The sequence below is a fragment of the Paracholeplasma manati genome (genome assembly GCF_025742995.1).
In the GTDB taxonomy this organism is placed as follows: Bacteria; Bacillota_I; Bacilli_A; order Acholeplasmatales; family UBA5453; genus Paracholeplasma; species Paracholeplasma manati.
Map to the genome: position 1 here is coordinate 12,492 of NZ_JAOVQM010000004.1, position 26,964 is coordinate 39,455.

The window sequence follows — 26,964 nt, forward strand, 5'->3', positions numbered from 1 at the left end:
TTGAGAAAGGGTCAAATCATCAAACTCATCGGTGGTTTATATGAACTCATCGATGTTGAGTCTAAAGCCATCATTCAAGCCAAAGCCAGTGGTAAATTACGCTATCAAAAACTAGATGAGTCATCCTCATTCAATAAATCTGTCACGAAAAAGACCAAATTGGAGACAAAAATCGTTCAAGTGAGTCCAAAAGTAGGCGACATCGTTGAATACGATGAGACAGACATCAACCATCCGATTCAAAAGATTGAACCACGTAACAACGAGCTCAATCGACCGGATGTAGCGAATGTCGATCAAGTGTTGATTTTAAACGCTGCTGTCAACCCATCCTTCAGTTTCAACCTGTTGGATCAGTTTTTGATTTTGATTGAAAAAGCCCATATCAAACCCATCATCATCGTTTCAAAAATCGATTTGATCGATGCGAAAGGGTTGAAAGATATCCAAGATGGACTGTCCTATTATGAACAAATTGGTTATGATGTGCACTATGTGAACTCTAAACAAAAGATTGGTTTTGATACCCTTGAAGATATTTTCCACGACAAAATTTCTGTTTTAGCTGGCCAAACTGGGGCAGGAAAGTCCACATTTTTGAATGCTTTAATGCCGGATTTAGGGATCAAAACCCAAGAGATTTCCAAAGCCTTAGGTCGAGGTAAACATACCACAAGACACACGGAACTCTATGCCTATGCTGGCGGAAAAATAGCTGATACACCTGGATTTTCTAAATTGGAACTTGACATGTTTGATGCGGGAGAATTGAAAGATTACTTCATCGAATTCCGTGAGATATCGTCCGGCTGTAAGTTTGGAAACAAATGTGTACACATCCATGAACCTGGTTGTGCGGTTAAAAACAACCCCAATATTCTTACCACAAGATATCAAAATTATGTCAAATATTATGAAGAAATAAAAAATAAAAAAGAGGTATACTAAATGTTTATTGCACCCTCAATCTTAACCGCAGATTTCAATCAATTGGCGACTGAAATCGAATCTGTTAAATCTGCTGATTTTCTACACTTAGATGTCATGGATGGTCATTTTGTACCAAACATTTCTTTTGGGTCGCATGTCCTCAGTGGGTTAAAAAAAATCTCTAAAGTGCCTTTAGATACCCATTTAATGCTATCAAACCCATTGGACTACATCGATCAATTTGTCGAAATTGGATCGTCATACATTACAGTTCATGTCGAAGCGAATAAAGTCCAAGAATCCATCAATCGTATCAAAGCCTCAGGTATCAAAGCAGGTATTACTTTAAAACCAAAAACCAAAGTAGAAACACTATACCCATATTTAGACCAAGTAGATTTGGTACTCATCATGTCGGTTGAACCTGGATTTGGGGGTCAAAAATTTATGGTAGATCAACTTGAAAAAGTAAAAGCGTTGGTTGAGCTTCGAAAAACCTATGGTTATCACTATATGATAGAAATCGATGGTGGTATCAATGGGGATACTGCAAAACTGGCGAAAGCCGCTGGTGTAGATATCGCTGTGGTTGGTTCTTATATATTCAATGCGAAAGACCGCGATGCTGTGATTGGATCTTTGAGATGAAAGTAGCGGTCATCAGTCCAACGGTACCTATAGACATCCGTGCACTTATAAAACCAGAAGATTATTATGTCATCGCTGTGGATGCAGCGATAGAAGCATTGAACGAACAAGCTATTCCTTATCAATTGGCTGTGGGTGATTTTGATTCACTCAGCACACCCGCATTATTAAAAGGTGAGGTCATTCGGTTAAACCCGATTAAAGATGATTCAGACACTTCAAAAGCCCTAGAAATCGCTTTTGGTATGTCGGATGATGTCATCCTCATTGGGGGAACTTCAGGCGCGAGAAAAGACCATTTTGTCGCGAATTTATTATTACTAACACACTACCCAACACTGGTGATGATGGATGCTTATAATCAAATCCGAATTAAAACAGTTGGGACCCATCATATAGAAAAAAAAGGGTATGACTACTTATCGGTTTTCCCAGTCGAAAACAGCGTCATTACCCTAACAAACGTTAAATACCCACTACATCAATACACGCTCAACCGATTCAATCCTTTGGGTTTATCCAATGAGATTGATGGGGTCGCAACCCTCATCGTTCATGAAGGTAAGTTGATGGTATTTCAGTCCAAAGAATAAAAAAAAAGGCGATCGGCCTTATTTTTTTTAAGCTCTTGTAAGTGTACCTTTTTTAAGTGCACGCGCAGAAACTTTAACCTTCTTAACATTACCATCTTCATCTATGATTCGAACGGTTTGTAGATTAACTTTCCATGTGCGTCTTGTCGCATTTAAGGCGTGGCTTCTTGTATTACCAAAAGTCGTACCCTTACCTGTTACATAACATTTTGCCATAGTTTCACTCCTTTACTTCGCGCATTAAAACTATACCATACTCAAAAATAAAAAGCAACTGGTTTCAGCCTATTTCGTGCGTAATTATGACTACTTATATTATTATATAGTATTATTTGATTTTGTCTAGTGAAAAGTAATAATTTCGTATCATACAAAAGGGGTTTCTTTTTTTATCACTTGTGATATAATAGCGTTGTATCTTGTATACTTGCATCTTCAAAGTAAACATGCTATACTAAGAAAGCCTAAAAAACACATTAAATTGACACTATCTCTTTGAGACCAAATATATCTAAAATTCAATATCTAGTCATTTAATTATCAGGAGGATTAAAATGGCAAACACAATCAGTGGATCATTATTTAAAAAAATGGTGACCAACGGGGCGATTAACTTAAAGAACAACCACCAAGAAATTAACCACTTAAACGTATTTCCGGTACCGGATGGCGATACAGGCACGAACATGCAAATGACCATGATGGCGGGTATTAAAGAAGTATCCACATTAGACTCAAAATCCATCGTTGATGTGTCCAAAATTTTATCCCGTGGGCTATTGATGGGCGCAAGAGGTAACTCAGGCGTTATCTTATCCCAATTTTTCCGCGGCGTTTATTCCGAAATTGCGAAAATCAAGAATGGTTCTGCGACTGTAGACGAATTCATCGCAGCTTTGGTTGGTGGCTATCAAATGGCTTACCGTGCAGTTATGACCCCAGTAGAAGGTACCATCCTAACCGTTGTTAGAGAAGCAGCTGAACATGTATTAAGAGAAAGAAAGTCTTTAAAATCGGTTGAAGACGTCTTAAATTGCTATTTAGCACAAGCAAGAGTATCCCTAGACAGAACACCAGAATTACTACCTGTATTGAAACAAGCAGGTGTGGTAGACTCCGGTGGTGCTGGCTTTATCAAGATCATTGAAGGTATGTTATTGGCAGCACAAGGCCAAACACTCACCTTACAACAAGAAGTGCAACAAGAATTACAACATGAAGAAGGCTTTAAAGGACAAAACATTGAAGACTTCAACATTGAATTTGGTTATTGTACAGAATTTATTGTTAAATTACACAATCAAAATGACTTCGATCAAGAAGTTTTAAGAAATACCTTATTACAAATGGGCGACTCACTTGTCTTAGTACAAGATGAAGAATTGGTTAAAGTACACGTACATACCAATCAACCAGGTGTAGCCATCACGTTAGGTCAAAAATATGGTGATCTACAAACCATGAAAGTTGAAAATATGAGACTTCAACATGGTGCTGTAGTCGAAAGCATCCATGAACATGACCACAACCATGATCACAAAGAAGAAGTCAACTTCCAAGCAGTTAAAGAAGAAAGATCCAAATATGGCATCATCGCCGTTTGTTTCGGAGATGGTATCAAACAAGCCTTTAAAGAACTAGGTGTAGATTACATCATCGACGGCGGTCAAACCATGAACCCACCAACGGAAGAGTTCATTAAAGCAGTTAAAGCAGTCAATGCTGAAAATGTCATTATTTTACCTAATAACTCTAACGTTATCTTATCCGCTGAACAAACCTTAGCACTATGTGAAGATCAAAATATCCGCGTCCTAAAGACAAAGAGCATTGGTCAAGGGTATGCTTCATTAATGGTATTCGATAACACCCAAGAAATGGATGATAATGTCGAAGCGATGTCAGAAATCGTTGCAAATATGACTACTGGTGAATTAACTTACTCAGTCAGAGACACTGAAATGAACGGTGTTAAGATTGCGAAAGGTGATTTCATTGGTATCACTAAAGGCAAGATTGTGGTATCACTACCTGATCGTGTAGAAGCGATTCATGGATTACTCGACACCATCATTAAAGAAACCTCAGAAATTGTAACTCTATTCTATGGTAAAGATGTTTCCGAAGATGAAATTACAGAAGTCAAGAAGTACATTCAATCCTTGAATGAAGACCTTGAAATCGAAGTCATCAATGGTAAACAAGATATCTACGCTTACATTGTTGCAGTTGAATAACGAGTCAAAATGGGTATAATTTAATTTATACCCTTTAATTTGCGGATATGGCGGAACGGTAGACGCGCATGTTTGAGGGGCATGTGGCTTAAAGGCTGTGTGAGTTCAAATCTCATTGTCCGCACCATTAACTAATTAACGGCTAAATAAAGCCGTTTTTTGTTATATAATAAAATTAAACGCATATATATATAGTTATAAAATTTTTTAATATGCATATTATTATAGGCAAATTACCGAGAGAAATTTGTGAGAAAACAACGTTTTTGTTTCAAGAGTGATTGGTTTAAGATATAATTGTTATGTAAAAGAGGTGTATCCATATGGAACAATCCATTGACCAAGTTTTTAAAGCATTAGGTGACCCGATACGTATTCAAATTGTAGATACATTAGCAAAGGGTTCTGTGTGTGCATGCAAGCTACTAGAACAATTTCAAATCACGCAACCCACACTATCATTTCATATGAAAATATTGGTAAGTAGTGGCTTAGTTGAAGCCATTAAACAGGGTAAGTGGGTATTTTACGAATTAAAACACGATGTATTGAAGCATATTCGTCATTATGCGTTTCAGTTAGAATCTACCAAACAGAATCACATCGCCATTTGTTCTTGTAAATAAAGACCACGTAAATAGGTAAATTAAGTTGAATTGATGGTTACCAAAGATTAACTTGTGTTATAATATTGCCAATTAGGGAGGTGTTTCAATGAAACCACTCATTGTTGGTGACACTGTCCAAATTCATAGTTATAAGCACAACAAAGCATTACATCGAATTTGGCGCAGCGCTACCGTGATCAACCAAACAGAGGACTGTTTAGTTTTAGGCAACTATAAAACCCGCGTCATCGAATCCGATGGTCGAAATTGGATGACTAAAGAACCAGCGATTTGTTATTTTTTTAAAAAACAATGGTTCAACGTCATCGGTATGATTAAACCCGATGGTATTTATTATTACTGCAATCTATCGAGTCCGTATTTATATGACGGTGAAGCAGTAAAATATATCGATTATGATTTAGATATTCGTGTCTCACGTGACGGTACATTCAAAATCCTTGATGAGGATGAATATCAAAAACATCAACTCAAGTATCGTTATCCTGCGGAGATCAAGTCCATTTTAGAATCCGAGATGAAAGTGCTCATCCAAATGATTCAACATCGTAAAAAACCTTTTGATGATTCTTTTATCGAACAATCATTTGAAGAATTCAAACACCTTAGACAAACCAGCAAATGACGCTGGTTTTTTCTTTTTTCAAGCATTATCAAACTTTATATATTTATATAGGCTATAATTAGTATAGGAGTTGATGGTATGAAACCTTGGATATTTCAAGCTTTAAAAATGGTTATTGGTGCATTAATCGCGATTGTACTATCGGATTTTTTATCATTAGAATATAGCGTTACAGCAGGTATCATTGTCATTCTATCCATTCAACCAACCAAACAACAATCCATCCGTGTGGGTGTAAAACGAATCATCGCTTCCTTGGTAGGTCTAATCATAACAGCAGGGTTAATGGTATTGTTTGGCTATACTTTGCCTATATTTATTCTGTCTCTATTGCTCTTCATTCCGTTGGCGTTTGTTTTCAAAATGGAAGAAGGGATTGTTGTATCGGCTGTATTAATGTCCCATATCCTCGCACAAGCAGATTGGAAATATGGCATCAATGCTATATTCATTTTAGTCATTGGTGTATTAATCGCTGTTGTTTTAAATCTGTTTATGCCTAACAAGTCTAAATCTATTGAAAAAGAAATTCTCTTGATTGATGAGTCATTAAGAGAAGTGATTAAGACCATTACGGAGTGTGAGTGTGCCAATTATAGTCCGATTCTCGCGATGATTGACAATGCCATTCACACCATACGAATCGAATCTTTGAATCAGTTATTGCCTAAACGCGATTTAAATATTTCATATGTTACCATGAGGAAAGAACAAGTCAGTTATCTTCAAAAGATTGAAATGGACTTAAAACGTGTGGTCGTTACCGAATATAAACAAGACATTGTCAAATTTTTAAAGGATATGGTTCCACGGATTGGAAAAGCCAATATGGCATCATTGTTGTTGGTACAATTGGATCAAATGCGTGAAGCTTATAAAGAAAAACCACTTCCTAAAAACCGACAAGAGTTTGAAGAACGTGCCATTTTGTTTCACATCTTGTTTGATTTAGAAGCCTTCTTAATGGCTAAAGTACGCTATCATGAAATTGAAGAAATCCGATAACCCTTTACAATAGACTACAAATCACATAAAATGAGACTATCGAGGTGAACTTATGCAAACCATTAAAAACTTAAATACAGGCCTTTCAGACGGCATTAAAATCGTGATTGTTGCCGTTTTAGCATTGGCAGGTTTGGTGTCATCGTTTAGCGGTCAAAATCGTTTATTTGACTATTTCATTCAATACTTACCACTCTTGTTATTTGGATTAATCGCAATCTATGCACAGTTTAAAGGCTATTCATTATTATCGTTTACCATCTTGTTGATGATATTCTATCCTAGCAGTATTAATAATTTTATGGACGCTACGATTCAATTGCTGGGTGGCCGAGTTGCGTTTACCCTTCAAATTTTCATGCAATTTGGTATTGGCGTATTTCTATTATTAATGATTGTGTCCATTTTACTTTCCGGGGTTCAATTGAAACCAAAACTTCGAAATGAAGACTTGTTGTTCTTGAGTATTGGTATTTTGCATATCCTCGTGTTTAATAACGTGATTGCAGCATTCAATGGTTTACTGCTCGTTCTCATTGCATTATTATTGGGTTCAAGAAAACTCGCAAGTTTGTTGTTTTTACTCAAATATTTGATGACACCACTATCTTACATTGATAACATCGTCAGATATGACACTTTATCATTGGCTTTCCATATCAGATCTATTACAGGGATCATTGTGTTATTTGTTTTAATTGCATACGCCGTTAAATTGTCATCAGAACCAAACATCGACTAATCTACAAAGACGCTATCCGTAGCGTCTTTTTTGATGTATAAATGAAAAAAAAGAACTTTCACAAGTTCTTAATTAACTGATTTGGAGCGGGCGAGGGGAATCGAACCCCCATCTCATGCTTGGCAAGCACGTATATTAACCATTATATTACGCCCACAGCATTATTATGATAACAAGATTGGTAGTTGTTGTCAACTACTTTTTTTGGAATTTATTGATGGTCGGGAAGACAGGATTTGAACCTGCGACCTCCTGGTCCCAAGCCAGGCGCTCTACCAAGCTAAGCTACTTCCCGTGTTTACACAAGTGGCGCGTCGTAAAGGATTTGAACCCTCAACCCTCTGATCCGAAGTCAGATGCTCTATCCAGTTGAGCTAACGACGCAGAGCCTTGGTAGTTGGATAGTGGCGGTCCGGACGGGAATTGAACCCGCGATCTCCAGTGTGACAGACTGGCATGTTAACCACTACACCACCGGACCGGCAAGAAGAATTATATCACATCAATTCTTCGTTATCAAGATGAATCATTTCCTTTTTTTCAAATCTTTCAATCGGTTTTAAATGGGCTTTTTCATCGGCTTGGTATTCAGGGATATTTGACACAATTAAATCCATTAAACCCAGATGAAATGGGCGTGTATCATTTAAGTATTCAGATGCGTCAATGCGATTCAATAAATGGTTGGTTTGTTTCATGTAATATTGTTTAACGGGTTGTTTTGTTTTTACTCGGTCCAATTCAGCTTCAAATAAAACCATCAATCTATCGACCAATTCATATTCTTGACAGCGGTATAGATACAAAATGGCTTGTTGTAAAATCAAAGGCTGTTGGTATTGTCTCGCAATACGTCTACCGATGACAGATGATTTTGCCAGTACACGCGTTTTCTCTAGTAACAGTTCATCGATTTCCGAATCTTCATAAATCCCCTTATTAAGTAAAACTTGGTAGAAATTGAGTAAGTGAATGCTAAAGTCTGAGGGGATATGTTCAAATAAGCGTTTTCTCATTTCATCGATTAAAAATGGATTAAGATCATCTACAAACTGGGTCACAATCGATAATGCAAACATCGGGTCCGTATTAATTCTTTTATGGGCGACAAAATCGCCATAAATGCCTTGAGCAGATAGCGTAGAGGTATAAGTGAAAAAGGCACTAAACAAGGCGATATAAAAGGCGAATACGGTGAGTGGTGTATCGTAGAAGAAGATGAGGTTTGTCAACAATAATAAGGATGCGAAAACGACAGTAAATGTTGGGGCTGTAATCAAACTGAACGCGGTAGCCTTTTTCAAGTAATCAATGTCTTTTTGACTCTGAATGGCCTGAAAATTTGGCATGACCATTCCCCCACCTAAAACCATCAGTTTGGGGTTGATTTTCAAATGCCATCTCGTATCTTTATAAAACAAAAACATCAATACCAATATCATTTTTGGTTTGATTCCTTTAATCAAGAATGCGACAGCGTGGGCCAGTTCATGTAACAGCACAACGATGAAGTATGAAGCGAGAAATATCAAGATATGATAATAAAAGGGCACTTTTAAATAACTGCCAAACAAAATATGGAAATAGGGTCTAAAAATGGCAAATAAGACCACTGCAGTAATAAAGATGATCGCATTTATTAATATCGGTTTAAATCGTTTTTTCATATTGTTCACCTTAGCCTATTATACCATTTAAAAAACCCGATTGAAATTGTCGTAAAATGTGTTAATATCAATATTAGGGGAAAATAATATGAAGACAACAGTGATATTGCGAAAGGCTCACTTTAGCCTTTCTATTTTGACAGTAACCCTCGCGGTTACTTTACTGATCACCATGGTTTTGGGGACTAAACTAATGAATCAGTCTTTGGATGGGCTCTTTGTTATTTCAGTCCAGATCATCATGGGGATGATGACTATTGTCCTGATGATGGGTTTAATATGTTATTTTAGACATAAGAAAGTAGATGTTTTGGAAAAGTGGACGTTATCTTTATTGGGTTTTGGCGTCGTTATTTTAGCTTTTTTATTCGTATTTGAATTATTTTTGAAGCCCTAGGGCTTTTTTTCTTGTGAATCTTGAGTTTATGTTAAAATATAAAATGAAAGGTTGTGATCTATTTGAAGAATTTAAATCAAGAGAAAACACCGTTTTTTACCAAATTAAAAGAATATGGTGAATCGGATGTTGTCCCCTTTGATGTCCCCGGACATAAGTTGGGTCGACTCCCAAATGATCTCTCTGCTTTTGCAGGTAAAGGCATCTATCAATTGGATGCGAACGCACCTAGAGGGCTAGATACACTTAGTAAGCCTACAGGGGTTATTAAAGAAGCACAAGCATTGGCAGCTGAAGCATTTGGCGCGGATAAAGCCTATTTCTTAACTTCCGGGACGACCGGTGGGATTATCGCCATGATCATGGCTACGGTATCCGCGAAAGAAAAAATCATACTACCAAGAAATGTACATAAAAGCGTCATCAATGCGCTCATTTTTAGTGGGGCAGTACCCGTGTTTGTTAAACCCGATATCGATAATAATCTAGGGATTGCGAATGGTGTAAGTCTTACACAAATGAAAAAAGCCATCGATGAACATCCAGATGCAAAAGCCGTGTTTGTCATCAACCCGACGTATTTTGGTGTGGTATCTGATTTAAAGAATATTGTGGATTATGCCCACAGTAAAGATATGATTGTGATGTGTGATGAAGCCCACGGTGCACAATTTTATTTCTCAAACTTATTACCACAAAGTGCAATGGCAGCAGGTGCTGACGTTGCGGCAACCTCAATGCATAAAACCGGGGTTTCCCTCACTCAAAGCTCGATATTATTAACCAAAGGTGACCGTATCGATAATGCAAAAATCCAATCCACTTTAAATATGATTCATTCCACTTCACCGAGTGCCATTTTGTTATCTAGCTTAGATGTTGCACGAAAACAAATGTACTTTGAAGGGGAAAAAGGCATCAAAAAAGCACTCGATCTAAGAAATAAAATGGTACCTAAATTTAACGAAATCCCTGGTGTTGAAATCATCGGTGAAGCATATGCACTTAAGCGGGGATTTGATTTTGGATTTGATTCGACCAAACTGGTCATCAAGGTTGCGGATATTGGTTTAACGGGATTCGATATTTATCGTACGTTAAAAGACCGTTTTGATATACAATTGGAATTGGCGGAAACGTATTTGGTGCTTGCGATCATCACGATGGCAACCACAAAGCGCGACTTAGACCGCTTGTATCAAGCATTAAAGACCATTTCAGATGAAAACTACGAACAAAATCAATCGTTACCAAAGATTAAGTTCCATTATAATTTCCCTGAAACTTATGTTAGACCACGTGAAGCGTATCATGCGCCACACAAAATTGTACCGCTCGCAGATTCGGAAAATGAAATATCAGCGGAATCCATCATGATTTATCCACCAGGTATTCCACTATTGATTCCTGGTGAAGTCATCAACACCCAGTTCTTAGAAGACTTAGATTTCTATCAACAAAGCGGTTCGGTGATCTTTAGTGAATTAAACAACGGTTACGTCAAAGTAATCGATAAAGACAATTGGCAAAAATGGGAGGACTCTGATGAGCTTTAAGAAAGTAGATTTGTCATTTCAAAGTTGTAAATCCGAATACGATGACGCAAGCGTTGTCATCTATTCATGTCCAATGGACGCGACCACGTCGTATCGTCCAGGTACACGTTTCGCAGGGAATGCGATTCGTGTCGATTCATTTGGTATCGAATGGTATTCACCATACCGTGATATGAGTTTAAAAGATTATCCAACCTGTGATATTGGTGATTTAGACTTACCAATTGGTGCGGTAGAAGATGCGTTAAATGTCATTTATGAAACCACCAAACAAATTCTCAAAGACAATAAGAAACCGATGATGATTGGTGGCGAACACTTAGTCACATTGCCTGTACTTCAAGCTGTAGCTGAAAAGTATCCGGATGTTCACATGATCCATTTAGATGCACATACGGATTTGAGAGATGAATTCTTTGGCAGAAAACTGTCACACGCAACCGTCATTAGACGTTGTTTCGATGTGTTAGGTCCAGGCAGAATTTATCAATTTGGTATTCGCTCAGGGGATAAACACGAATTTGAATGGGCAGCTGCAGGCAATACTTTCTTGAGAAAGTTTGACTTTGAAGGCTTGGCAGAAACCATTCAAAAACTCAAAGACAAACCAGTCTATATCACCATCGATTTAGACGTATTAGACCCAGGTGTTTTCCCGGGTACTGGTACAGCAGAACCAGGTGGGATGCAATACAAAGACTTACTCAATGCATTCGACTTGTTTGAAAACTTGAATAACATTGTTGGTGCAGACTTTGTTGAACTCAACCCTTATTTGGACCCTTCTGGCGCATCCAATGCGGTCGCTGTGAAGACTTTAAGGGAAATGGTACTCCTTTTACACCGCTAGAAAAACATAAAAGACAGACTGAAAACCTACATTTTGTTAAAAATCGACCCTATTTTTTAACAAAATCACGTTTTTTCAAAATCTGTCTTTTTTTTCAGGCTTATAAAAAGTATTGAACATCAAAGTATTCTATAATGAACATAGAAAGGTGGTAATGTACCCTTGGAACCGTTACAAAAACATCAGAAGATTCAAAACATCTATTTCTATGGCTCATTGTTGATGATCCTACTTAGTGTCGTATTGTTTGTCTTAGGATATGTCTTAACACAAAACGTGGTTGCTGCTCCTGATGCTTTGATTTCGTTTGCGATCGCTTATTTGTACTATCATTATGCCCATGTGGTTATTGGTATTGGATTATTGATCTATTTTCATATCCAAAAGAAGAAACTCGTTTTCAAGATGAGCATATTAAAAACCGTTCTAGGGTTACTTTCAACCCCATTTAGTTATGTCATATTAATGATTGCCATTCTTTTATTAAGCTTATCCAGCTGTGCTGGGTCATGATAAACACTCTCTCTAAAAACCCATGTTGACGCATGGGTTTTTCATTTTTTGATTAGGTCAAATCGACGGTACCGGATACGATTTTGTATGAGTACTGATGTACCGACAACATGTCCATAAAATCGATCCCAAACTTTTGAGAGTAGTTATTTTTCGGTACTAAGTTTGTCATCGTTTTGGTATTGACCAAAATGATGTTGCCAGATTTATCTAGAAATGTGACTTGAAGCGTGATGGTTTTGATTTTGACATTCGCCGTAAAATTCAAAGTGACACTAGAAGCCCCTTGTGAGGCATCTAACCATGTAATATCGGTTGACTTGATGGACCGTTCAAGGGGAACGATATCGGCGGGTTCGTCCATGTTGAAGACACACCCAGTGAGATTGAAACTCAGTAAACATAAAAATAAAAGTGATACGATTTTTTTCATAGTTACCTCCTAATAGATTCACAAGAATATATACCGGAGTGTTGTGAAAAAAAAGAAAAACCCTTGTTAGGGTTTAAATGACTCATGGTGCCCTCAGCGAGAATCGAACTTGCAATACAGCCTTACCATGGCTGCGTTATACCATTTAACTATGAGGGCGTTTCATAGCAGCAAAATTATTATACAAAATTAAAAATAAAAATACAACACAAATGTGATAATATAATTACAGGAAGTGTTTTTGATGAAAAAAATCTTAGAATTATTAAAGCCATTTTGGCGCACACTGACGGTCTCATTGACCTTAAAAATGCTGGGGTCTATTACCGACCTTTTTTTACCATTTTTAATCGCTTATATGATTGATGATGTCATTCCAACGACCACAACGGACAACCTTTGGCCAATCTATATGGTCGGTATATATATGTTTTTAATCGCCTTAGCGGGCTGGTTGATGAACATCTTTGCCAACCGAACTGCAGAACGGATTGCAGCTGAAGCGATTCGAGAGTTAAGGCATGAAGTATTTGAAAAAATCGAAGGCTTATCCTCTGCACAAATTGATCAATTTACCAGACCATCATTAATATCTAGAATGACCACCGATACCTATAATTTATACAATTCTACTGCGGGTATTCAACGTTTAGGGGTTAGAGCACCAGTGTTATTAATTGGTGGTATTTTGATGTCATTCTTGGTTGACCCAATCTTAACATTGGTCATGATCGCGACATTACCATTCATTGGGTTGGTTGTTTACACCGTATCCAAAAAAGGTATTCCTTTATACAAAGAAATTCAAGTGCGTGTTGACCGATTGATTCGTACGGTCAGAGAGTTCATCACAGGTGCGCGCGTCATTAAATCCTTATCGATGAGTGAACACGAACAACAACGTTTTGAAAAGGACAATCAACGCACGGTAGATGGCGAACTCAAAGCGAGCATCACGATGGCAAAAATCAACCCATTGATGAATGGGATTGTCAACATTGGTCTGGTTTTGGTCTTGGTATTTGGGGCATTTCGTCTCGATCAAGGCTATGTTCAAAAAGGGGACATTACGGCTTTTGTTACCTATTTCACCATCATCTTGAATGCGATGATGTCGATTACAAGGGTATTCGTTATGTTATCCAGGGCACAAGCCTCTGGTGCCCGTATTGATGAAATACTCAATGCGCCAAACGACATCCAAGATGGTACGGAAGATATTGTGGTGAACAGCAAATTACCACACATCGCCTTTAACCATGTGTCATTTTCTTATAATAAACAAAAATACAATGTAGAAGACATCTCATTTGAGTTATTCGAGGGACAAACCCTCGGTATTATCGGTTCAACAGGGTCAGGCAAGACCACTTTGGTCAATCTTTTGATGCGTTTTTACGATACCACCGATGGCGAAATCCTATATTATGGTAAGCCGATTCAAACCTTAAAGGTGAAGGATTTACGCAGTCGAATCGGATTGGTTTTACAACAAGATTTGATTTTCTCAGAATCTATTTATCAAAACATTCAATTCAATCGTAATAAAATTGGCCATTATGACATCGATATGGCAACCCGTATCGCTCAAGCAGAGTTTATTTATGAACGAGAAGATGCGTTTGAAGCGATGATGGCGACCCGTGGGATGAATTTATCGGGTGGTCAAAAACAACGCATATTGATCGCAAGAGCAATCGCTGGCAAACCAGATGTACTCATTTTAGACGATGCCTCATCCGCACTAGACTATCAAACCGATATGAAGATGCGTAAAAAACTCAATGAGACGTTGGCTCATACCACTAAAATCATCATTGCCCAACGCATTTCTAGTTTAAAGGAAGCCGATTTAATCTTGGTCATGGATGAAGGCAAGATCATTGCGAAAGGCACCCACGAAACACTATTAAAAACCTCTAGTACCTATCAACTGTTGGCGAAACACCAGATGGGAGGGGCAGCGTTATGATGTATGCAGGCAAACAATCCCGCAAAAGCAATGACGGTTCACAAAAAGCCAAGAACCGTAAATACGTAGTTAAACGCTTATGGGATTATCTCATATTTTATAAGTGGCGTCTGGCTTTAGCCATTTTCTTAACCGTGATTTCTAACCTCTTATCCTTGGTTGGACCTTACCTAACAGGTCGTACGGTTTCTGCGATGGAAAACGGGGTTAAGTTCGATCAAGTGTTCCTATTTGCTGGACTGATGATAGTATTCTATATCTTAAGTTCAATCTTAAATTATTCATTGTCCATCGCGATGGTCAAAATCAGTCAAAGCGTTGTATATAAAATGCGTAAAGACGTCTTTGATAAATTAACCAAAGTCCCTGTATCATTCTTTGACCAAAATCAAACCGGGGACATCATCTCAAAAATCTCTTATGATATCGACACCATCAATACGTCACTCGCGACCGATGTGGTCTCGATATTCACCTCATTAATTACCGTAGTCATCTCCTTGGTCATGATGCTCATCATGTCACCAATTCTATCCTTGGTATTCTTAATTACCATCCCGTTGTCTTTCATTTTTACCCGAACATTGTCCAAAATCGTTAAGAAGAAATATCGTTTAAGAAACATGAAACTTGGCGAACTCAATGGGTTCTCTGAGGAAATGATTACAGGTCAAAAAACCGTTCAATCTTATGTTTCAGAAGCCGCTGTTTTAAGCCGTTTTGACATCATCAACGATGAAGCATCGGATGCTTCTTATAAAGCGGGGTATTATTCTACCGTGGTTGGACCGACTGTTAACTTCATATCGAACTTATCTGTGACCTTGGTCGGTGTATTCGGTGGTTTATTGTATTTCAATGGTTCGATTGACTTAGGTAAACTCACCAGCTTCACCTTGTATTCTAGACGTTTCTCAGGTCCAATCAACCAAATGAGCAACATTTTGGCGGATATTCAAAGTGCGCTCGCAGCTGCTGAACGCGTCTTTGGATTGATTGACCTCAAAGAAGAAGTACTAGACAAAGACGACGCTACACCGTATGAAAATGTCAACGGTGAAATCGAATTTAATGCGGTTCAGTTCTCCTATGACAAGAAAACCCCAATCATTCAAAATCTAAGTTTTAAGGCTCAACCAGGCCAAGTGGTCGCGATTGTTGGTCCGACAGGGGCAGGTAAAACAACCTTAGTCAATTTATTGATGCGTTTCTATGATGTGGATGGCGGAGAAATCATTGCTGATGGTAAAAACATCCAAGATTATACCCGTGACTCCTTGCGTCGGGCGTTTTCAATGGTCCTTCAAGATACCTGGCTTTTCACCGGTTCGATGGCAGATAACATCGCCTATGGTAATGGTGAAGTCACCCGTGAACAAATCATTGAAGCCGCTAAGAAAGCCAAGATTCATCATTTCATCGAAGCGTTGCCTCAAGGTTATGATACTGAACTCACCGATGAAGGACTCAATATCTCTAAAGGTCAAAAACAACTGTTGGTCATTGCGCGAGCGATGTTATCCAACACCAAGATGTTGATTTTGGATGAAGCCACATCGAATGTCGATACGCAAACCGAAATCCATATCCAGCAAGCCATGTTACAACTCATGCAAAATAAGACCACCTTTGTCATTGCCCACCGTTTGTCTACGATTCAAAATGCAGACTTAATATTAGTCATCAAAGATGGCAATATTGTCGAACAAGGCAAGCACGACGAATTGATCCAAAAACAAGGCTTTTATAACAAACTCTATCAAGCGCAATTCGAATAAAGTTACCATGTGTAACTTTTTTCTTTTTCTAATGTATAATGAAATTATAAGGTGGGATAACATGACATTCAAACAAGGCATATTTTATCAAATCTATCCACGTAGTTTTAAAGACGCCAACGGCGATGGCATTGGTGATATCAAAGGCATCATTTCAAAACTTGACTACCTCCTTCAACTGGGTGTGAATTATATATGGCTTTCGCCTGTATATGCATCACCCAATGTCGATTTTGGTTACGATATTAGTGACTATTTTTCAATCAACCCTGAATACGGTACGATGGCTGATATGGATAAACTGATTGCTGAAGGGAAAAAGCGTGGGATTTATTTCGTGATGGATTTGGTCATGAACCACACTTCTAGTGAACACGCGTGGTTTAAATCCTCTTTAGATCCGAATAGTCCTTACCGTGACTATTATTTTCATCGTCCCGGTAAAGGTAATAAATTACCCAACAATTGGACCAGTTTTTTTGGTGAAAAAGCCTGGTCTAAAAATGCAGATGGAACTTATTATTTACACCTATTTGCCCAAAATCAACCCGATTTGAATTGGGACCACCCAATGATGTATGAAGAATTCAAAAAAATCATCTTATTTTGGCTCAATAAAGGCATCAAAGGATTCCGTTGTGATGTTGTGAATGTGATGTGTAAAACCGATTTAGAAAATGGTAAAAACCGTTTATTCTTGAAGGGGTTAGAAAAGTATCAATCCACACCCAAGAACCATATGTATTTGAAACGTATTCACAAAGAACTCATCGAACCAAATGGGGCTTTTTTAGTGGGTGAAACCGTGATGATCAACACCCAGCAAGCCAATGACTTATTAGGCACAGAATCTGAAAAAGAACTCGATATGATGTTTGGTTTTGAACATATGGATGCAGATCAATTTTTAGTTAAATGGTTCAAAAGAAAATTCAATCCAGATAAATTCAACCGTATTCTCACAAAATGGCAGTTAGAACTCCCATGGAATGCCAATTATTTTGAAAATCATGATCAACCCAGAAGTGTCTCAAGGTATGGGTCACTTCATTATCATAAAGAAAGTGCCAAAATGCTTTCGACCGTATTGTTAACACTCAAAGGTTCCCCTTTCATTTTCCAAGGTCAAGAAATCGGGATGACCAATGTCGACTACAAATCATTAGATGAGTATATGGACATTGAGACAAAGAACATTTGGGCTTTAGCAAAAAAACTATGGATTCCTAAATTCTACCGTTGGCATATGATTAAAACGGTCTCTCGTGATAACGCTAGAAGCCCGATGCAATGGGATGCCAAAGGTGGGTTTTCAACGGGAAAACCATGGTTAAGAATAAACCATAATCAAACGATTATCAACGTGGAAGCCCAAACTGATGATGGTAATTCAATCCTAAGTTACTATAAAAGACTGATCAAAATTAGACAACAACACCCCGTTTTGATCGACGGTGATTTTGTCCCACTGGTGATTAAAAAAGGCGTATTTGCTTATCACCGCGTATTAGGCAATCAAAAGATTTTAGTGGTGGTGAACATGTCATCCAAATACCGTAAATTCAAACATTCGATGGATGGCGAGATTCTTTTACAAAACTATCCACCGCTTGAAATGAAACGTTTGAGACCATATGAAGCGAGAATCATCGAGGTTCAAAATGACCAAGTCTAACCGTTTTACATTTGGTGTCGGGACCATTGGTCGCGACATGAGTTATACCTTGATTTCGATGTATTTAATGTTTTACCTCACCGATATCATGGATTTGAATGCACAAATGATTTTAATCTTGACCGCCATCATTGTTACCATTCGTGTATTTGACGCATTTAATGACCCGTTTATGGGGGTTATTGTGGATAATACCCGTTCTAGATTTGGTAAATTTAAACCGTGGATATTCGTTGGTTTAGTCGGATCTGCCATCACTTCGGTACTGATGTTTAGCGATTTCGGATTGACAGATACCGCATTCATCATTGTTTTCACATTGTCTTATGTCCTCTGGGAACTCTTTTTCACCATGAATGATATTGCTTATTGGTCGATGTTACCAGCCTTAACGCAAGATCAAAAAGAACGTGAAGAAATTGGCTCATGGGCTAGGGTATTCGCGAATTTAGGGGTATTCATCGTGGTAGGTGGATTGATTCCCATCACGAATTATTTTAAAAACGATTTAAACATGACAGAACAAAATGCATTCTTTACATTTGTTTTCATCAGTGCGATACTGATGGTCATCGGTCAATTGGTGACCATTCGTTTTACCAAAGTAGAAGTGCATTTCGCGAAAGTTGAACAAACCAAAATCAGCGAAATGTTTGGAGTCATTCTTAAAAATGACCAGTTATTATGGGCAGCCATCGCGATGAGTTTATTTATGACAGGGTATATGATTACCACTAATTTTGGACTACACTTTTTCAAATATGCTTATAAAGATGAAAGTATGTATGGTGTATTTGGTATTGTTTTAGGGGCATCTCAAATGGTGGCGTTACTCGTATTTAGATTTCTATCGAATCAATTTACACGCAAACAGTTATTCACAGGTGCCATTGGTTTGGTCTTATTGGGCTATGTATTGTTTTTTATCGCACCCATGGACATCATTTGGATTGGTTTGGCTGGTATCATCATGTTCTTTGGACAAGGGATGTTACAATTGATCATTCTTGTTTTACTAGCAGATACGGTTGAATATGGACACTATAAGTTAGGCAAACGGAATGAATCTGTGAGCTTCGCGATTCAGCCGTTTGTCAACAAATTATCTGGTGCTATCGCATCCTTGGTGATTGGCGTTACATTGGTTTGGATTGGCATCACTGAAGTCACATCGCCATCTGAAGTGACCGATACCGATGTTTTATACTTAAAATTATCGATGTTGGTTTTGCCAGTCATTTTGATTATTGCCAGTTACTTGATTTATTATAAATGCTATAAAATTGATAAAAAAATGTATGATCAAATTATTGAAACCTTAAAAAAACGCGATGATGAATTTTTGGCTCAAAATGAAGATAATAAAATTAGTTAGACGAACCCCTTGTTTTAAACTATTGCATAGTGTATAATGTTTTTAGGTGAGTTGAATAACCACCCAGAATTTTTCAAGTAAGGAGTTAAGTTTTCATGACAGGCAAAGTTAAATGGTTCGATGCTGAAAAAGGTTACGGCTTTATTTCAACATCAGAAGGCAAAGATGTGTTTGTACACTTCAGCGCTATCCAAGCTGATGGTTACAAAGCATTAGCAGAAGGCGACCAAGTTGAATTTGAAGTTAAAGAAGGCGACCGCGGCCCACAAGCTGCTAAGGTTGTTAAATTATAATTTTAAAATAACAAGGTAAGCAGAAGGACTGAATTTCAGTCCTTTTTCTTTTTATCATTAAACTGAAAACGTTTTTATCGATAACTTGGGTTGACAATGTTTAAAATTGCTAGTATTCTATATGCAAACAAAAAAAGTTTAGAGGTAGCGATGTATCATAGTACAGTGTAGAGCAGGCATGCGACGACACACTCGAAAGGTAACCATCGCCGAATGAGGACTTAGGCATAGGTCAATCATGGGGTTATAGGGAACACTTATAACACTCCTACACACAAATGTAGAGGCGCTAACGAATGTAAAAAATTTCTTTTTATTTCGTGTTGAAGGCGTCCTATGGGACGCTTTTTTTGTTAAAAAAATAGGAGGTCTTCGACAATGAGAAGAATGTTTGTAGTATTAACCGTTTTATTTGCATTAACCTTGTCTGCATGTAGCACATCGAGCTACGAAGTAGAAGAAGGTAATACCTTGGTGGTTGGGTTAGAAGCAGCGTATGCACCATACAACTGGACAACCCAAGCACAAAATGAATTTACAGTACCACTATCAGGTCAACCGGGTGCGTACGTCGATGGTTATGATGTTGTGGTAGCACAATACATCGCCGATGAACTTGGCTTGGTTCTAGAAGTCAAAGCGATTGAATGGGATGGTTTGATTCCGGCACTACAAGCAGGACAAATCGATGTGATTATCGCTGGTATGAGTCCAACATCCGAACGTGCACAAACCGTTAATTTTTCAAGTGAATATTACAGAGCACAACAAGTGATGGTTGTTAGAACCGATTCAAGCTTCGCTGCCGCAACCACATTGGCTGGTTTCACTGGTGCTAAAGTTGTTGCGCAATTGGGTACATTACAAGATGATTTGATCGATCAAATTCCAAGTGTCGTTCATCAAACACCCCTCGATTCGTATAACGCTTTAACCAATTCAGTATTGAGTGGGGTTGCTGACGCATTCATCGCTGAATTGCCAGTGGCGATGTCCATTGTTCAATCCAACTCAAACTTAACGTTCATTAACTTTACCGGGTCCAATGGATTCACTGTTTCTGAAGAAGATATCACCACAGCAGTTGCGCTTAGAAAAAGAGACACTGCTTTACTTGAAGCCATCAATGGTGTTTTAGCTGAACTATCGGTTGAAACCCGTGATGCTTGGATGCTAGCAGCCCTCAATAGACAATAATGTTTTTAGATGTTTTAGCCAGCCTGCCACCACAAAGTGATTTCTTTGGCACCATTATTTACATCATTCAGTCCTATTATAAAATCATTTTATATGGGTTGAGTGTGACCATTTTATTATCCGTCGTAGGTACCTTCGGCGGATTTATCCTCGCCATGGGTGTGACCCAAGCGCGTGTGGTCAAAATCGATGTCAAACGTGACCCTGTATTTGTTAAAATATACAAAGCAGTCTTTAGACAACTCGCCATCGTGTATGTCACCATTTTTAGAGGAACACCGATGATTGTCCAAGCGATGATCATCTATTATGGGATTGCGAGTGCAGGCATTTTTGCTTGGTGGAGTCCACTACCAGCCGGTTTAATCATTGTTACCATCAATACCACCGCCTATATTTCAGAGGTTTTAAGGGGTGGATTACAAGCTGTAGACCCTGGCCAAATGGAAGCTGCTAGAACATTAGGCATGAGTCACAGGCAAGCGATGCGTAAAGTGATGTGGCCACAGGCGATTAAAAATGCTTTACCAGGGGTGGGCAATGAATTCGTTGTCAACCTAAAAGATACCGCTGTTTTATCGGTCATTTCAGTCGTTGATTTATTCTATTCTGTGCGACAAGGGGCATCTGCCACTTATCGCTATTATGAGTCGTTTATGATTGCGGCGATACTGTATTTGATGCTCACCTATTTATCATCTAAATTGGTGGATTATCTATCGAAACGCTTAGATACCACTGCGGAGGTGAACGCATGAATCCCATCATCCGTGTAGAGAATTTAACCAAAAAATTTGATGACCGCATCATCCTTAACAGCATTAATTTAACCGTTAATCCAAAAGAAGTGATCACTTTAATCGGGTCATCTGGGTCAGGAAAAACCACCTTATTGCGTTGTTTAAACTTACTGAATGAACCCAATAGTGGACACATATTTTTTGAAGATAAAGACTTAATGGATCCGACCACTGATATCAACAAACTCCGTGAACACATGGGGATGGTCTTCCAACAATTCAATTTATTCAATAATAAAAATGTATTGGATAATTGCATCATGGCGCCGATGCTACGTCTTGGGTTAAGCAAGAAAGAAGCCACCGATCGCGCTGTGATGTATTTGACAAAAGTGGGTTTAAAAGACTTTATCAAACAAGATGTTAGACGTTTATCCGGGGGACAAAAACAAAGGGTAGCCATCGCAAGAGCACTTTGTATGGAACCCAAAGTCATGTTATTTGATGAACCCACATCCGCACTTGATCCTGAAATGGTAGGAGAGGTCCTTTCAGTCATCAAGACATTGCGCGATGAAGGGATGACGATGGTCATTGTCACCCATGAAATGGGTTTTGCAAAAGAAGTCTCGGATCGTATTTTATTCATGGATCAAGGCATTGTCCTCGAAGAAAATAATCCAGAGGATTTCTTCAATCGCCCAAAAGAAGAAAGAACCAAACAATTTTTAAATCGTGTGATTCAACACATTTAAACCTAATGACACGAGCATCTTCGGATGTTAACGTGTCTTTTTTCTTTTTAACGTTGAATGATAGCGTTTTTATTGTTATAATAACATTATAAGAAACGGGAGTGAAATGATATGGAAAGAGGCCTTTTAGAAGCAGAGAAGAAACACCTCTTGATTGCTCTTAAAGAAGCAAGCAAAGAGGAACTTCAAAAAATCGAAAGTGTATTTGAATTAGAACAAGCCTATGCAGCCATCGGTTTTGAAGGTAAGAATCACATCACTAGAGCGGAAGTTGAGAGACTCATCAAAGCGAGACAACTACTTGACCGTAGTGAACGTGAACAAAAAGAAGTTTTAAACCATGTTAAGGCGTATGAATTTGTGAAAAAAGCGGTTGAAGAAAAACAACCACTCACAGAAGATTTCGTCAAAGATTTACACCAAATCATCTTAGAGGATATCATGGTTGGCGGATTATATCGCCAAGTGAATATCCAACTCATGGGTTCTACCCATCAACCACCTGACCACGTAAAAGTATACGACCGCATGAAAAAATTCTTTATGAACTTAGAAGAATTTGAAGGCGACGCGATTGAACGTGCATGCTATGTACACCTATCTATATCCAAGATTCATCCATTTGTGGATGGCAACGGGCGCTTAGCTCGACTACTGATGAATTTTGTTTTAATGCAAAACGATTACTTACCGATTTCGATTAGCCACGATCAGATTCAAGCGTATTTCCATGCGCTAGATACGTTCAAAGAACAAAAAGACATGACGCCAATGATGGAACTCGTGAATGGGCTTTTAATCAAGCGATACAACGAAGTCAATCAACTGCTCAACAAGTAAGCATTTTTATATATAAAAAAGTGAAAACAACTTTCACTTTTTTTTCTTTTTGATATAATGGGTATGGTGATAAAGTGAAAGAGGTTCGTAAGTATCAATTAACGTATTTTATACGATTCATTGGGGATGCTTTGTTCTACCCTTTTTTTGCTTTATACCTCAAATCCATGCAAGTGCCAAACAATCAAATAGGCTTGATTTTGATGATCCTACCTTTGGTGGCTTTGTTCGTCAATCCCATTTGGAGTAGCCTTTCAAGGAATATTAACGATAATCGCCATATCATGCGAATTCTCACCATTTTAGAAGCGATTACCGTCATCGTATTAATTCAGCTCAATCAAACCCAATTCATCGCGTTAGCTGTCGTGGTGTTGGCGATTGTTGGACAACCGGTTTATGTATTATTGGATAGTTATACGTCCGTTTTTAGCAAAAAGAAGAACTACCCATACGGGAACATTCGTTTATTCGGTTCATTTTCTTACGGGGTTACCACCATCGTAGGTGGATTGATGATTGCGAAACTAGGCTATGAAGAAACCTTCATTGCGTCCGCGGTATTCTTCGCATTATTCGCGGTTGCACTGACTTGGATTTTACCTTTAGACATTGAAAACGATATCGATTTGAACATCAAGAGTGATGCAAAAGTCTTGATTAAAAACAATAAATTCCTATTATTCGCCATCTTCTATATCATTACTTTAGGTATCTTATTTGGTGGCGATAACTTCTTAAGTATTTACTTTGAATCCTTAGGGGTAAAACCAGATCAATATGGGTTAATCATGTTTATCTTCATCATATTTGAGATGATTGTATTGGCTTATTTATCGGCCAATGGCTATAAGTATAAAACCAAGACTTTATTATTGATGATTGTGATCACGAATGCCTTAAGATTTTTAATCTATGGGATTGAATTACCACTCATCGTCTACATCCTCATCAGTTTGATTAGAAGTGTGACGATGGGCACCATGTTGTATGTCACCATCCGATATATCGAAGAGATTGTATTACCTAAAAACATCACCTTAGGTATTTTGGTATTTTCAAGTTTTAGAAGTTTATTTACAGCATTAGTAACCCTTTCTGGTGGGTATATAACAGAATTATTTGGGTATCGTCCTTACTACATCATGGCATCCATCATCGCCCTATCCGCCATCGGTTTTATAGACTATTCCCAATCAAAAGTATCATGAATATGATATAATAGACAAGGATGTGATAACATGTTAAAAATCGGTGAAATCAATCAATTGAAAGTAAAACGTAAAACAGACATTGGCTATATGCTGACCGATGGCACTGAAGACGTATTTTTACACTTCAATGAAACCAATCATCAAACACTGCAAGATAACCAAAGTGTATCTGCATTTTTATACTACGACTTTAAGTCGCGTTTAGCTGCGACATTGTCAACCCCAATCATTACTGTGAACCGTCCGGATTTCGTGACGGTTAAAGAAGTCAACCATGACTTAGGCGTGTTTGTTGGAAACAACATTTCTAAGGACATGTTGGTATCGAAAGACTATCTACCCTATGATTTTAATCTATGGCCCGAAAAGGGTGACACTCTATACTGCATCTTAAAATTGAAAAACCGCTTGGTTGCGAAACCACTGAATAAAGTGGAAATCAACTTAAAGCCTGAAACCAAACTCGATTTACATCAGCACATCGATGCTTATGTCATCCATGCTGGTAAAGAAGGTCTCAATATGATGTCAGCTTCAGGACACCTCATCTTCGTACACCACACGCAAATGCGTCGTGTGTACCGTTTAGGTGAACTAGCCAATGTGAGAATTGCACGCATCCATGAAGATGGATATAGTGGTTCTTTGATTGAAGTCAAAGAAAAAATGATGGATCAGGATGCCCAAATGTTACTCGACTATTTGATTCAAAATGGTGGTAAAATGGCATTTACATCCGATTCTGACAAAGACCTCATCTATGAAACGTTCAAACTCTCTAAAAAAGCATTCAAACGTGCCTTAGGCCGTTTATATAGTGAAAGGAAGGTCATTTTCGAAGATGACCAAACCATACTCGTTAAAGGTGAATAATAATGGATAAAAAACTCGTAGAAACCATCACCGCTCGCGACAAAGATTTCGCACAGTGGTATACCGATTTATGTATCAAAGCTGAACTTATGGATTATAGTGATGCGAAAGGATTTATCATCTATCGTCCTTACGGCTACGCTATTTGGGAAAATATTCAAAAATATTTAGACCAAAGATTTAAAGAAACTGGACATGAAAATGTCTATATGCCTATGGTCATTTCTGAATCGCTATTTCAAAAGGAAAAAGACCATGTTACAGGTTTCGCTCCAGAAACAGCATTTATGACCACTTCATCCGGCGATGAAGGTGAAAAACTCATCATTCGTCCAACCTCAGAAGTTTTATTTTGTCAACATTACTCAAAAATCGTCTCTTCTTACCGCGATCTACCTAAAAAATATAATCAATGGTGTTCAGTGGTCCGTTGGGAAAAAACCACACGCCCATTCTTAAGAGGCAAAGAGTTTTTGTGGCAAGAAGGGCATACCATTCATAGAACAGAAACAGAAGCTAGAGCAGAAACCTTAGGCATGCTTGACATTTACAACAACCTAGGTAAAGAATTGCTCGCGATTCCATTTGTGACTGGTCGTAAAACCGAAAAAGAAAAGTTTGCTGGTGCGGTAGAAACCTACGCCATCGAAGCATTGATGCATGATGGTAAGGCACTACAATCGGGGACCTCTCATTACTTCGGAGATGGTTTCGCAAAAGCATTCGACATCAAATTCCAAGATAATGATAACCAAGTGAAAAATGTCTTCCAAACCTCTTGGGGCGTTTCAACACGTTTAATTGGTGCAGTCATCATGGTCCATGGCGATGATGAAGGGTTGGTATTGCCACCGTATGTGGCACCGACACAAATCGTCATCATCCCAATTCAAAGCCAAAGACCTGAAGTCATGGAAGCTTCCAATAAAATGTATGCAGACTTAAAAGCTGCAGGTTACCGTGTGAAGCTAGATGATTCCAATCGTACACCGGGATGGAAGTTTGCTGAATATGAAATGAAGGGTGTCCCAGTTCGTATTGAAATCGGACCAAGAGACTTAGCCAATGGTCAAGTCACCATCACCCAAAGACACGATAGAAGCAAACGAACGGTTGCCATCGATTCCGTGATTGAATCCATGCCAAATGTACTCAAAGCGATGCACGATGCATTATATGAAAAAGCATTGGCTCATGTCACTGCCAACACCTTTGTTGCATCCACTTATGAGGACTTCAAAGTTCAAATTGAAAAAGGTGGATACATCAAGATGAGCGTTGCTGGTGAAGAAGCTGAACTCATCATCAAAGCCGATGTTCAAGCCACCGCACGCGTCATTTTAAATGAACCACTGATCACTGAAATTTGCCCAGTGACCGGCAAAAAGGCAACTCAAACCATCTTATTTGCACGCGCTTATTAAAAT

The 26,964-nt window shown here is 38.3% G+C and carries 27 protein-coding genes and 6 tRNA genes; 25 read left to right on the forward strand and 8 right to left on the reverse strand.

The features are described from left to right. From rsgA to N7548_RS05835, 3 genes are read left to right on the forward strand one after another with little or no spacing between them, the layout of a single operon-like run. Window positions 1–948 carry a ribosome small subunit-dependent GTPase A gene (gene rsgA, locus N7548_RS05825; protein ID WP_263608536.1) on the forward strand — a complete coding sequence of 316 codons (948 nt, stop codon included), beginning with the start codon at window positions 1–3 and terminating at the stop codon, window positions 946–948. Further along, the gene (gene rpe / locus N7548_RS05830) at window positions 949–1,578 is read left to right on the forward strand and encodes a ribulose-phosphate 3-epimerase (protein WP_263608537.1); all 630 of its coding nucleotides are present in this window, start codon (window positions 949–951) and stop codon (window positions 1,576–1,578) included. Beyond that, on the forward strand, window positions 1,575–2,171 hold the full coding sequence (locus N7548_RS05835; protein WP_263608538.1) for a thiamine diphosphokinase: 597 nt from the start codon (window positions 1,575–1,577) through the stop codon (window positions 2,169–2,171). Before rpe ends, N7548_RS05835 begins: the two co-directional genes overlap by 4 nt. Before the next feature lie 27 nt (window positions 2,172–2,198). On the opposite strand, the gene rpmB is transcribed toward N7548_RS05835, so the two are convergent. Continuing rightward, window positions 2,199–2,387 carry a 50S ribosomal protein L28 gene (rpmB, locus tag N7548_RS05840; protein ID WP_263608539.1) on the reverse strand — a complete coding sequence of 63 codons (189 nt, stop codon included), beginning with the start codon at window positions 2,385–2,387 and terminating at the stop codon, window positions 2,199–2,201. A gap of 338 nt (window positions 2,388–2,725) precedes the next feature. Between rpmB and fakA the strand changes: the two genes are divergently transcribed. From fakA to N7548_RS05870, 6 genes are all read left to right on the forward strand, one after another. Continuing rightward, entirely contained in the window at window positions 2,726–4,408 is a 1,683-nt protein-coding gene (gene fakA, locus N7548_RS05845; protein WP_263608540.1) for a DAK2 domain-containing protein, read from the forward strand. A 41-nt stretch (window positions 4,409–4,449) separates the two neighbouring features. Continuing rightward, window positions 4,450–4,535, forward strand: a tRNA-Leu gene (locus tag N7548_RS05850). Between the two features lie 196 nt (window positions 4,536–4,731). After that, window positions 4,732–5,034: an ArsR/SmtB family transcription factor gene (locus N7548_RS05855; RefSeq protein WP_263608541.1), complete on the forward strand. Its 303-nt coding sequence runs from the start codon at window positions 4,732–4,734 to the stop codon at window positions 5,032–5,034. Between the two features lie 88 nt (window positions 5,035–5,122). Next, a complete protein-coding gene (locus tag N7548_RS05860; RefSeq protein WP_263608542.1) occupies window positions 5,123–5,662 on the forward strand; it encodes a DUF402 domain-containing protein in 540 nt (179 codons plus the stop codon). A gap of 78 nt (window positions 5,663–5,740) precedes the next feature. Further along, the gene (locus N7548_RS05865; RefSeq protein WP_263608543.1) at window positions 5,741–6,667 is read left to right on the forward strand and encodes an aromatic acid exporter family protein; all 927 of its coding nucleotides are present in this window, start codon (window positions 5,741–5,743) and stop codon (window positions 6,665–6,667) included. Window positions 6,668–6,719: 52 nt separating this feature from the next. Continuing rightward, entirely contained in the window at window positions 6,720–7,409 is a 690-nt protein-coding gene (locus N7548_RS05870) for a hypothetical protein (RefSeq protein ID WP_263608544.1), read from the forward strand. Window positions 7,410–7,491: 82 nt separating this feature from the next. Here the strand turns inward: N7548_RS05870 and N7548_RS05875 are convergent. The 5 genes from N7548_RS05875 to N7548_RS05895 all read right to left on the reverse strand — a co-directional run bounded on the left by N7548_RS05875 (window position 7,492) and on the right by N7548_RS05895 (window position 9,076). Beyond that, window positions 7,492–7,566 (reverse strand) — tRNA-Gly (locus N7548_RS05875). Window positions 7,567–7,627: 61 nt separating this feature from the next. Then, window positions 7,628–7,704: transfer RNA gene (locus N7548_RS05880), tRNA-Pro, on the reverse strand. A gap of 12 nt (window positions 7,705–7,716) precedes the next feature. Further along, window positions 7,717–7,793, reverse strand: a tRNA-Arg gene (locus tag N7548_RS05885). A gap of 21 nt (window positions 7,794–7,814) precedes the next feature. Continuing rightward, window positions 7,815–7,890, reverse strand: a tRNA-Asp gene (locus tag N7548_RS05890). A gap of 16 nt (window positions 7,891–7,906) precedes the next feature. Beyond that, a complete protein-coding gene (locus N7548_RS05895) occupies window positions 7,907–9,076 on the reverse strand; it encodes a hypothetical protein (protein ID WP_263608545.1) in 1,170 nt (389 codons plus the stop codon). A gap of 88 nt (window positions 9,077–9,164) precedes the next feature. On the opposite strand from N7548_RS05895, the gene N7548_RS05900 reads away from it, so the two are divergent. The 4 genes from N7548_RS05900 to N7548_RS05915 all read left to right on the forward strand — a co-directional run bounded on the left by N7548_RS05900 (window position 9,165) and on the right by N7548_RS05915 (window position 12,392). After that, entirely contained in the window at window positions 9,165–9,473 is a 309-nt protein-coding gene (locus N7548_RS05900) for a hypothetical protein (RefSeq protein WP_263608546.1), read from the forward strand. Window positions 9,474–9,535: 62 nt separating this feature from the next. Then, a complete protein-coding gene (locus N7548_RS05905; protein WP_263608547.1) occupies window positions 9,536–11,029 on the forward strand; it encodes an aminotransferase class I/II-fold pyridoxal phosphate-dependent enzyme in 1,494 nt (497 codons plus the stop codon). Further along, window positions 11,019–11,879 carry an agmatinase gene (gene speB / locus N7548_RS05910; RefSeq protein ID WP_263608548.1) on the forward strand — a complete coding sequence of 287 codons (861 nt, stop codon included), beginning with the start codon at window positions 11,019–11,021 and terminating at the stop codon, window positions 11,877–11,879. The genes N7548_RS05905 and speB overlap by 11 nt, the downstream gene beginning before the upstream one ends. A gap of 162 nt (window positions 11,880–12,041) precedes the next feature. Next, the gene (locus tag N7548_RS05915) at window positions 12,042–12,392 is read left to right on the forward strand and encodes a hypothetical protein (RefSeq protein WP_263608549.1); all 351 of its coding nucleotides are present in this window, start codon (window positions 12,042–12,044) and stop codon (window positions 12,390–12,392) included. Window positions 12,393–12,444: 52 nt separating this feature from the next. On the opposite strand, the gene N7548_RS05920 is transcribed toward N7548_RS05915, so the two are convergent. Continuing rightward, window positions 12,445–12,825, reverse strand: a complete 381-nt coding sequence (locus N7548_RS05920) for a hypothetical protein (protein WP_263608550.1) — start codon at window positions 12,823–12,825, stop codon at window positions 12,445–12,447. A gap of 85 nt (window positions 12,826–12,910) precedes the next feature. Beyond that, window positions 12,911–12,984: transfer RNA gene (locus N7548_RS05925), tRNA-Thr, on the reverse strand. Window positions 12,985–13,069: 85 nt separating this feature from the next. Between N7548_RS05925 and N7548_RS05930 the strand changes: the two genes are divergently transcribed. The 12 genes from N7548_RS05930 to proS all read left to right on the forward strand — a co-directional run bounded on the left by N7548_RS05930 (window position 13,070) and on the right by proS (window position 26,961). Continuing rightward, the gene (locus N7548_RS05930) at window positions 13,070–14,797 is read left to right on the forward strand and encodes an ABC transporter ATP-binding protein (RefSeq protein WP_263608551.1); all 1,728 of its coding nucleotides are present in this window, start codon (window positions 13,070–13,072) and stop codon (window positions 14,795–14,797) included. Continuing rightward, window positions 14,794–16,575, forward strand: a complete 1,782-nt coding sequence (locus tag N7548_RS05935; RefSeq protein ID WP_263608552.1) for an ABC transporter ATP-binding protein — start codon at window positions 14,794–14,796, stop codon at window positions 16,573–16,575. The genes N7548_RS05930 and N7548_RS05935 overlap by 4 nt, the downstream gene beginning before the upstream one ends. 61 nt (window positions 16,576–16,636) lie before the next feature. Then, window positions 16,637–18,250, forward strand: a complete 1,614-nt coding sequence (locus N7548_RS05940) for an alpha-glucosidase (protein WP_263608553.1) — start codon at window positions 16,637–16,639, stop codon at window positions 18,248–18,250. After that, the gene (locus tag N7548_RS05945; protein ID WP_263608554.1) at window positions 18,237–19,625 is read left to right on the forward strand and encodes a glycoside-pentoside-hexuronide (GPH):cation symporter; all 1,389 of its coding nucleotides are present in this window, start codon (window positions 18,237–18,239) and stop codon (window positions 19,623–19,625) included. The genes N7548_RS05940 and N7548_RS05945 overlap by 14 nt, the downstream gene beginning before the upstream one ends. A 95-nt stretch (window positions 19,626–19,720) precedes the next feature. Further along, window positions 19,721–19,918: a cold shock domain-containing protein gene (locus tag N7548_RS05950; RefSeq protein ID WP_262095747.1), complete on the forward strand. Its 198-nt coding sequence runs from the start codon at window positions 19,721–19,723 to the stop codon at window positions 19,916–19,918. A gap of 378 nt (window positions 19,919–20,296) precedes the next feature. After that, window positions 20,297–21,115 (forward strand): transporter substrate-binding domain-containing protein, encoded by an 819-nt coding sequence (locus N7548_RS05955; protein WP_263608555.1) that lies wholly within the window; start codon window positions 20,297–20,299, stop codon window positions 21,113–21,115. After that, a complete protein-coding gene (locus tag N7548_RS05960; RefSeq protein WP_263608556.1) occupies window positions 21,115–21,873 on the forward strand; it encodes an amino acid ABC transporter permease in 759 nt (252 codons plus the stop codon). Before N7548_RS05955 ends, N7548_RS05960 begins: the two co-directional genes overlap by 1 nt. Further along, on the forward strand, window positions 21,870–22,610 hold the full coding sequence (locus N7548_RS05965; RefSeq protein ID WP_303645807.1) for an amino acid ABC transporter ATP-binding protein: 741 nt from the start codon (window positions 21,870–21,872) through the stop codon (window positions 22,608–22,610). Before N7548_RS05960 ends, N7548_RS05965 begins: the two co-directional genes overlap by 4 nt. A 111-nt stretch (window positions 22,611–22,721) precedes the next feature. Then, window positions 22,722–23,450, forward strand: coding sequence for a Fic family protein (locus tag N7548_RS05970; RefSeq protein ID WP_263608557.1), 729 nt, complete (start codon window positions 22,722–22,724; stop codon window positions 23,448–23,450). 74 nt (window positions 23,451–23,524) lie between these two features. Further along, window positions 23,525–24,661: an MFS transporter gene (locus N7548_RS05975; RefSeq protein ID WP_263608558.1), complete on the forward strand. Its 1,137-nt coding sequence runs from the start codon at window positions 23,525–23,527 to the stop codon at window positions 24,659–24,661. 30 nt (window positions 24,662–24,691) lie between these two features. Further along, window positions 24,692–25,537, forward strand: coding sequence for a S1-like domain-containing RNA-binding protein (locus tag N7548_RS05980; protein ID WP_263608559.1), 846 nt, complete (start codon window positions 24,692–24,694; stop codon window positions 25,535–25,537). Further along, window positions 25,537–26,961 carry a proline--tRNA ligase gene (gene proS / locus N7548_RS05985; RefSeq protein WP_263608644.1) on the forward strand — a complete coding sequence of 475 codons (1,425 nt, stop codon included), beginning with the start codon at window positions 25,537–25,539 and terminating at the stop codon, window positions 26,959–26,961. Before N7548_RS05980 ends, proS begins: the two co-directional genes overlap by 1 nt. Window positions 26,962–26,964: the final 3 nt, after the last annotated feature.

Excerpts from the sequence above, each read along its gene's own strand:
- N7548_RS05960 (WP_263608556.1), top strand. The coding sequence starts at position 21,115 with ATGTTTTTAGATGTTTTAGCCAGCCTGCCACCACAAAGTGATTTCTTT.
- N7548_RS05980 (WP_263608559.1), top strand. The coding sequence starts at position 24,692 with ATGTTAAAAATCGGTGAAATCAATCAATTGAAAGTAAAACGTAAAACA.
- N7548_RS05935 (WP_263608552.1), top strand. The coding sequence starts at position 14,794 with ATGATGTATGCAGGCAAACAATCCCGCAAAAGCAATGACGGTTCACAA.
- N7548_RS05930 (WP_263608551.1), top strand. The coding sequence starts at position 13,070 with ATGAAAAAAATCTTAGAATTATTAAAGCCATTTTGGCGCACACTGACG.
- speB (WP_263608548.1), top strand. The coding sequence starts at position 11,019 with ATGAGCTTTAAGAAAGTAGATTTGTCATTTCAAAGTTGTAAATCCGAA.
- N7548_RS05950 (WP_262095747.1), top strand. The coding sequence starts at position 19,721 with ATGACAGGCAAAGTTAAATGGTTCGATGCTGAAAAAGGTTACGGCTTT.
- N7548_RS05865 (WP_263608543.1), top strand. The coding sequence starts at position 5,741 with ATGAAACCTTGGATATTTCAAGCTTTAAAAATGGTTATTGGTGCATTA.
- N7548_RS05860 (WP_263608542.1), top strand. The coding sequence starts at position 5,123 with ATGAAACCACTCATTGTTGGTGACACTGTCCAAATTCATAGTTATAAG.
- N7548_RS05965 (WP_303645807.1), top strand. The coding sequence starts at position 21,870 with ATGAATCCCATCATCCGTGTAGAGAATTTAACCAAAAAATTTGATGAC.
- rpmB (WP_263608539.1), bottom strand. The coding sequence starts at position 2,387 with ATGGCAAAATGTTATGTAACAGGTAAGGGTACGACTTTTGGTAATACA.
- N7548_RS05970 (WP_263608557.1), top strand. The coding sequence starts at position 22,722 with ATGGAAAGAGGCCTTTTAGAAGCAGAGAAGAAACACCTCTTGATTGCT.
- N7548_RS05940 (WP_263608553.1), top strand. The coding sequence starts at position 16,637 with ATGACATTCAAACAAGGCATATTTTATCAAATCTATCCACGTAGTTTT.
- N7548_RS05900 (WP_263608546.1), top strand. The coding sequence starts at position 9,165 with ATGAAGACAACAGTGATATTGCGAAAGGCTCACTTTAGCCTTTCTATT.
- N7548_RS05855 (WP_263608541.1), top strand. The coding sequence starts at position 4,732 with ATGGAACAATCCATTGACCAAGTTTTTAAAGCATTAGGTGACCCGATA.
- fakA (WP_263608540.1), top strand. The coding sequence starts at position 2,726 with ATGGCAAACACAATCAGTGGATCATTATTTAAAAAAATGGTGACCAAC.
- N7548_RS05955 (WP_263608555.1), top strand. The coding sequence starts at position 20,297 with ATGAGAAGAATGTTTGTAGTATTAACCGTTTTATTTGCATTAACCTTG.
- N7548_RS05945 (WP_263608554.1), top strand. The coding sequence starts at position 18,237 with ATGACCAAGTCTAACCGTTTTACATTTGGTGTCGGGACCATTGGTCGC.
- N7548_RS05895 (WP_263608545.1), bottom strand. The coding sequence starts at position 9,076 with ATGAAAAAACGATTTAAACCGATATTAATAAATGCGATCATCTTTATT.
- N7548_RS05920 (WP_263608550.1), bottom strand. The coding sequence starts at position 12,825 with ATGAAAAAAATCGTATCACTTTTATTTTTATGTTTACTGAGTTTCAAT.
- rpe (WP_263608537.1), top strand. The coding sequence starts at position 949 with ATGTTTATTGCACCCTCAATCTTAACCGCAGATTTCAATCAATTGGCG.
- N7548_RS05870 (WP_263608544.1), top strand. The coding sequence starts at position 6,720 with ATGCAAACCATTAAAAACTTAAATACAGGCCTTTCAGACGGCATTAAA.
- N7548_RS05835 (WP_263608538.1), top strand. The coding sequence starts at position 1,575 with ATGAAAGTAGCGGTCATCAGTCCAACGGTACCTATAGACATCCGTGCA.